A 6455-nucleotide genomic window follows, 5' to 3' on the forward strand; every position below is an offset into this window, starting at 1 on the left:
CTTACAGCACTTTGCCCTTGAAGATGCCCTGCGGCCGCAGCAGCAGGATGGCGAGCAGGATGACGAAGGCGGTGGCCGATTTGTAGGGGCTGGGCACGACGAGCACCGAGAGCTCCTCGGCAAGACCGATCACCAGGCCGCCCACCACCGCCCCTTCCACGCGCCCCACGCCGCCCAGCACCGCGGCGGCGAACATCGACAGCATCGCCGACCAGCCCATCATGGTGGTGAGTTCGGTGTTGATGCCCAGGCAAAAGCCCGAGGCGGCCGCGAGCGCGCCGACGATGAACCAGGTGAGCCGCGTGACCCGGTCGTTGTCGACGCCGCACAGGCGCGCCAGATCGGGGTTGTCCGACATTGCCCGCATCGCCTTGCCCCACTTGCTGTAGCGCAGGAAGGCGAGCAGTACCGCCACCAGCGCGAGCGTGAGCGCGAGCGTGGCGATCTCGCGCGGGCGCAGCATCAGGGGGCCGAAGGCTTGGGCCCGGGCGATGCCGCTGCCGTAGGCGAGCGGATCCACACCCCAGACGACCTGGACGATGGAGCGCAGCATCATGCCGATGCCGAGCGAGGCGATCACGGTGAGGATCTTGGGCCGGGATTCGAGATGGCGGTAGAAGAGGCGGTGAATGCCATAGGCAAGGAGCGCCGTGAGGACCATCGCCACCGGCAGCGCCGCCCAGGGCATGAGTCCGAGCAGCGTCGTCGCGCCCAGGGCGAGATAGGCTCCGCTGGTGGCGAGATCGCCATGGGCGAAATGGCCGAAGCGCAGGATGCCGAAGATGAGCGTGATGCCGATCGCCCCGAGTGCATAGACCGAGCCGGTCACGATGCCGGGAACGACGTAGAAGTTGAGGAATTCCATCATGGTCGGCCCTTCATCCGCCGAGGAACATCTGGGCGATTTCGGGATCTTCGAGAAGCTCGCGGCCGCTGCCTTCGTGACGATTGGCGCCGGTGGCGAGCACGTAGCCGCGGTCGCAGAAGGCGAGCGCCTGTTTGGCGTGCTGCTCCACCAGCAGGATCGACACGCCCGAGTCGCGCACGTCGCGGCAGATTTGAAAGATCTGCTGCATGTACTTGGGGGAGAGCCCGGCGGTGGGCTCGTCGAGCAGCAAGAGCTTGGGCTCGAGCATGAGGGCGCGGCCCATGGCCACCATCTGGCGCTGCCCGCCGGAGAGGTCGCCGGCGAGGGCGTGGCGCTTGGCCTTCAGGTCGGGGAAGAGGGCGTAGATGCGATCGAAGGCCGCGCTCAGATCACCCTTGGAGAGGAAAGCCCCCATTTCGAGGTTCTCATGCACCGTCATCTCGCGAAAGACGTTGTCGACCTGCGGCACGTAGGAGATGCCGCGGCGCACGATACGATCCGGGCTCCAGCCGGTGATGTCCTCGCCGTCGAAGACGATGGCGCCGCTGCGGATGCGCACCAGCCCGAACACCGCCTTCATCGCCGTCGACTTGCCCGCGCCGTTGGGGCCGACGATGACCACGATTTCCTGCGGCATCACCGCGAGCGAGACGCCCTGCAGGATGTCGGCATCGCCATAGCCACCGCGCACCTGGTGCATGACGAGGATGGGCTGGGGGCGGTCGCGGGCCGTGGTCGCATTCATGCGGCATCCTCCGTCACCGTCTCGCCCAGATAGGCTTCGAGCACGCGGGGGTCGTTGCGCACGTCGAGGAAATCTCCTTGGGTGAGCACTTTGCCTTCGGCCATGCAGACGACGGGATGGCAGAGTTTGGCGATCATCTCCATGTCGTGTTCGATGAGGATGAAGGTGTAGCCCCATTCCCGGTTGAGGATCTGGATCTTCTCTTCGAGCTTGCGCAGCAGCGTACGATTCACCCCCGCGGCGGGTTCGTCGAGCAGCACCAGCTTGGCGTCGGTCATCATGGTGCGCCCGAGTTCCAGCAGTTTCTTCTGTCCGCCAGAGAGATGTCCGGCACGCTCGTTGGCCACGTGGGTGAGTTCGAGAAAGGCAAGGACTTCGATCGCTTTTTGCCGCACCTCCTCTTCGACGCGGCGCACCTTGCCCCATTCGAACCAGTTGGCGAAGAGGTTCTCGCCCGGTTGGTGCGGCGGCACCACCATGAGGTTTTCCAGCACGCTCAGACGGTGGAATTCGTGCGGGATCTGGAAGGTGCGCACCAGCCCTTTGTGGAAACGCTCGTCGGTGCGCAGCCGCGTGATGTCCTCGCCCAGGAAACGGATGGTGCCGGCCGTGGGCGTATAGGCGCCGGCGATCACGTTGAAGAGCGTCGTCTTGCCCGCGCCGTTGGGACCGATGAGCCCGAGCACCTGCCCTTCCTCGACGCCGAGCGTGACGCCGTCGACGGCACGAAAGCCGCCGAAGGCCATCACGATGCCTTCCAGTTCGAGCATCGCCACCCTCGTCCCTCCCAGGATCCCGATCTTGGCGGGGCAGGATAGCGGAAAAACCACCCCCTGCAAACTAGGGTTTACCTGGGGTGGGGCGGTACAATCGCCGCCGATGGAAGAGCGCAACCAGACGTTCCGGGCGAAGGATGGCAGCGTGGCCTTGCGCACCTGGCGCGATCGCCTGCGCCAGGTGCTGGCGTTCGAAGCCGGCGGTCTGCTGCTCATCACGCCGCCTTTTTCTTGGGCAAGCGGCGCGCCGGTACTCGATTCCTTGGGTTTACTCGCGCTCCTTGCGCTCATCGCCGCGCTGTGGAACGCCTGCTACAACACGGTGTTCGACCGGCTGGAGGCGCGTCTGGCGGGCCGCCGTGCCGACCTGCGCCCCCCTTCGTGGCGCATCGTGCACGCGCTCGGGTTCGAGGGCGGGCTCCTGTTCCTCACCTTGCCGGTGATCGTCGCCTGGACCGGCCTGGGGTGGCTGGAGGCGCTCGTGGCCGATCTGGGGCTCGCGCTCGCCTATACCGTTTATGCCTACGTCTTCAACTGGTGCTACGACCGGCTCTTTCCCATCGGTCCGGATCAAGAGGAATGATGCAGCGTTTCACGGACGTCGATCTTTCGGCCTGGACTACCCTCGGGGTGCCCGCCCGGGCGCGCGAACTGCTCGTGCTGGAAGAAGAAGCCGATCTCGCCCGCTGGCGCGAGCGGCGCGCAGCCGCGCCGATGCCGGAGCTGGTGCTGGGCGGGGGCAGCAACGTCGTCTTTCTCGAAGACTTCGCCGGACGGGTGGTGCGCCTGGCTACCCGCGGGCGCGAACTGCTGGCGGAAGACGACGCGGCCCGGCTCGTACGCGCGGCCGCCGGGGAGCCGTGGGACGGGTTCGTGCGCTGGTGCGTGGCGCAGGGCTGGGGCGGGCTGGAGAACCTCGCCGCCATTCCCGGCAGCGTGGGGGCAGTGCCGGTGCAAAACGTCGGCGCCTACGGGCTGGAGGTGGGCGAGCGCATCGCCTGGGTCGAAGGGGTGGAGCGCGACACGGGGCTGGCGTGGCGGCTGCCGGCCGCCGAGTGCGGTTTCGGCTACCGCACGAGCCGCTTCAAGGCGCGGGAGTCTGCTTCCCTGGTGATCACGGCGGTGACCTTCCGCCTGCCGCGGAACGAGCCGCCGCGGCTCGACTATCCCGATTTGCAGCGCCGCTTCGCCGGCCTGGGGCAAGACGTCTCGCCCGCCGAAGTGTACGCGGCGGTGGCCGAGATCCGGGCGCGCAAACTGCCCGATCCCCGCGTGCAGGGCAACGTCGGCAGTTTCTTCAAGAACCCGGTGGTATCGCCCGAGGTGGCCGAACGCCTGGCGGCGCACCATCCCGAGCTGCCGCGCCACGCCTTGCCGGATGGGCGCGTCAAGCTCGCCGCAGGCTGGATGATCGAGCGCTGCGGCCTCAAAGGGGTGCGCGAAGGGGGCGCGGCGGTGCATGAGCGCCAGGCGCTGGTGCTGTGCAACGCGGGGGGAGCGAAAGGAGCGGATTTCCTCGCGCTCGCGCGCCGCGTGCGCGAAACGGTGGCCGAGCGTTTCGGTGTGCGGCTGGAGGTGGAACCGGTGCTCGTGGGCTGCGAAGGGGTGGTGCAGCCGCTGGCGTAGCCGTTTTCCTCCGCCGGTTGGGCGGCGAGGCCGACGGTGCAGGGCGGGTCAGATGCCCCAGACGACCGGTTTCTTCTCGGCGAGCGCGCGCTTCATCATCTGCAGCAGCGGCCAGGCACGGCGGTGGAATTCCACCGGCACTTCCTTGCCTTCTTCCTTGGCCTTTTCTTCTTCGGCTTCGTCCAGCCCCGGGTGCGCCCGGCGGTCGGCCTCGATCGCGGCTTCGAGCGTGGCGATGGCCTGCGGCAGCGCTTCGGGTGTGAGGATGCCGCGCTCGACGTCCTTGCCCAGCAGCCGCAGGATGGGCTCGGCGTGCTTGCGGTACATGACGATGTCGGCATCGGCGTCGGATTTGAAGGTGACGAGCATGGCGAATCCTCCTTACGCTTCCCGCACGGCGTAGATGCCGTCGGCGTTGCGCCAGTATCCTTTATAGTCCATGCCGTAGCCGAAGACGTAGCGGTCGGGGATCTCCAGGCCGGTGAAATGCGCCCGCATGCCGGGATAGGCCTTGCGTTCGTGCAGTTTGTGGCACAGCACCGCGAGATAGACGTCCTCGGCGCCTTCGTCGCGCAGGCGCTGCATCACCGCGGCGAGCGTGTAGCCTTCGTCGAGGATGTCGTCGAGCACGAGCACGGGTCGCCCTTCGATGGGGGCGGTGGGTTCGACGCGCCACTCCAGCCGGCTGCCGGCGGTGGTGTCATGGTAGCGCGTGGCGTGCAGATAGGCGACTTCCAGCGGAAAGCGCAGCCGCGGCAGGATCTGGCCAGCGAAGACGACGGCGCCTTTCATGACCACATACACGAGCGGGTCGCGCTCGGCGAGCGCTTCCGTGATCTCGGCGGCGACGCGGTCGATGGCGCGCTGCACCTCGGCGGAATCGGCGATGCATTCGGCTTCGGCGAGTACGCGGCGCATGGCTTCGACTTTGGGGTTCATCGTGACGTTCTCGTGACGAAAAGGTGAAATTATCGCGGATTTTGCGCCAGCGCGAAGTCGTAATCGACGATGAGCGGGGCGTGATCGGAGAATCGCTCGTCTTTGTAGACCCAGGCGGCGCGGGCCGTGGCGGCGATGCCGGGCGTGGCGATCTGGTAGTCGATGCGCCAGCCCACGTTCTTCTCCCAGGCGCGGCCGCGGTTGGACCACCAGGTGTAGCCTTCTTCCGTGGCCTCGGGGTAGAGGCGGCGATAGACGTCGACCCAGCCCAGTTCGTCGAACACGCGCGTGAGCCAGGCGCGTTCTTCGGGGAGAAACCCGGAGTGTTTCTGGTTGCTGCGCCAGTTCTTGAGATCCTTCTCGGTGTGGGCGATGTTCCAGTCGCCGCAGATCACCACCTCGCGGCCGCAGTGGCGCAGCTCGCGCAGCTTGGGAAAGAACGCCTCCATGAAGCGGAACTTGGACGCCTGCCGCTCGGGGCCGGCCGAGCCGGAGGGCAGATAGAGCGAGACCACGGAGAGACCGGGATAGATCGCCTCGAGATAGCGCCCTTCGGCGTCGAACTCGGGCTCGCCGATGCCGGCGACGAGTTCGAGCGGAGGCTGGCGCAGGTAGAGGCCGACCCCGGAGTAGCCCTTCTTCTCGGCGAAATGGAAGTGTCCGCTGTAACCGTCGGGGTGGCGCATCTCCGTGGTGAGGTCCTTTTCCTGCGCCTTGAGCTCCTGCACGGCGACGAGGTCGGCCTCTTGCGAGGGTAGCCAGCGGAAGAATCCTTTGTCCGCGGCAGAGCGGATGCCGTTGAGGTTGAGCGTGAGGATGCGCAGCGTCATGTCGTCTCCGGGGTGGCTTGCGGCAAGGCGGGCCGGCGCGTACCATTGCCGGCCGTTGCGTGCATGAAAAAGGGGAAGTTCATGGATTTTAGCCGGGAATTCCTGCGCCTGGCCTGTGAAAAAGGGGTGCTGCGCTTCGGGGAGTTCATCACCAAGGCGGGGCGCCGCTCGCCGTATTTCTTCAACTCGGGGCTCTTCGACGACGGAGCCTCGTTTCGCGCGCTGTGCGGTTTCTACGTCGAGGCGATCCTCGCGAGCGGCATCGCTTTCGACGGGCTCTTCGGGCCGGCCTACAAGGGCATTCCCTTGGTGACGGGGGTGGCGATCCGGCTCGCTGAGCGGGGGTTCGACAAGCCTTTCTCCTTCGATCGCAAGGAAGCCAAGGACCACGGCGAGGGCGGGCGGCTCATCGGCGCGCCGCTGCGCGGGCGCATCCTCATCGTCGACGACGTGATCTCGGCGGGCACTTCGGTGCGCGCCTCCATCGAACTCATCCGCGCTCACGGGGCGGAGCCGGCAGGCGTGGTGATCGCGCTCGATCGCATGGAGCGCGGCGAGGGCGAGGAGTCCGCCGCCCAGGAAGTGAGCCGGCGCTTCGGCATCCCCGTGATCGCCGTAGCCACGCTCGAGGACTTGCTTGCGCTGCTTGCCGACGATCCGCGGCTGCGCGA

General features: G+C 67.0%; 9 protein-coding genes. 3 read left to right on the forward strand and 6 right to left on the reverse strand.

Features of this window, described 5'->3' with window-relative positions; all coding sequences use genetic code 11:
* Position 1: 1 nt before the first annotated feature.
* The 3 genes from OA56_RS07185 to OA56_RS07195 are packed head-to-tail and all read right to left on the reverse strand — an operon-like array spanning position 2 to position 2383.
* A complete protein-coding gene (locus tag OA56_RS07185) occupies positions 2–865 on the reverse strand; it encodes a branched-chain amino acid ABC transporter permease (protein ID WP_082438328.1) in 864 nt (287 codons plus the stop codon).
* Between the two features lie 13 nt (positions 866–878).
* Positions 879–1613 (reverse strand): ABC transporter ATP-binding protein, encoded by a 735-nt coding sequence (locus OA56_RS07190; RefSeq protein WP_055422449.1) that lies wholly within the window; start codon positions 1611–1613, stop codon positions 879–881.
* Complete coding sequence (locus tag OA56_RS07195; protein ID WP_461584342.1) at positions 1610–2383, reverse strand: ABC transporter ATP-binding protein; 774 nt, start codon at positions 2381–2383, stop codon at positions 1610–1612. Before OA56_RS07195 ends, OA56_RS07190 begins: the two co-directional genes overlap by 4 nt.
* 151 nt (positions 2384–2534) lie before the next feature.
* Between OA56_RS07195 and OA56_RS07200 the strand changes: the two genes are divergently transcribed.
* Both OA56_RS07200 and murB read left to right on the forward strand, forming a co-directional pair.
* Positions 2535–2972 (forward strand): PACE efflux transporter, encoded by a 438-nt coding sequence (locus OA56_RS07200; RefSeq protein WP_461584344.1) that lies wholly within the window; start codon positions 2535–2537, stop codon positions 2970–2972.
* The gene (gene murB / locus OA56_RS07205) at positions 2969–4015 is read left to right on the forward strand and encodes a UDP-N-acetylmuramate dehydrogenase (RefSeq protein ID WP_461584346.1); all 1047 of its coding nucleotides are present in this window, start codon (positions 2969–2971) and stop codon (positions 4013–4015) included. The genes OA56_RS07200 and murB overlap by 4 nt, the downstream gene beginning before the upstream one ends.
* Before the next feature lie 48 nt (positions 4016–4063).
* Here the strand turns inward: murB and OA56_RS07210 are convergent, their stop codons facing one another.
* The 3 genes from OA56_RS07210 to OA56_RS07220 are packed head-to-tail and all read right to left on the reverse strand — an operon-like array spanning position 4064 to position 5784.
* Complete coding sequence (locus tag OA56_RS07210; RefSeq protein ID WP_055422453.1) at positions 4064–4384, reverse strand: DUF1840 domain-containing protein; 321 nt, start codon at positions 4382–4384, stop codon at positions 4064–4066.
* A 12-nt stretch (positions 4385–4396) separates the two neighbouring features.
* The gene (locus tag OA56_RS07215; protein ID WP_461584348.1) at positions 4397–4954 is read right to left on the reverse strand and encodes a hypoxanthine-guanine phosphoribosyltransferase; all 558 of its coding nucleotides are present in this window, start codon (positions 4952–4954) and stop codon (positions 4397–4399) included.
* A gap of 29 nt (positions 4955–4983) precedes the next feature.
* Complete coding sequence (locus OA56_RS07220; protein ID WP_461584350.1) at positions 4984–5784, reverse strand: exodeoxyribonuclease III; 801 nt, start codon at positions 5782–5784, stop codon at positions 4984–4986.
* Between the two features lie 81 nt (positions 5785–5865).
* On the opposite strand from OA56_RS07220, the gene pyrE reads away from it, so the two are divergent.
* Positions 5866–6455: orotate phosphoribosyltransferase (gene pyrE, locus OA56_RS07225; protein WP_461584352.1), on the forward strand; the 590-nt coding region annotated here is incomplete at its 3' end.

Source organism: Tepidiphilus sp. HLB4 (assembly GCF_054823945.1).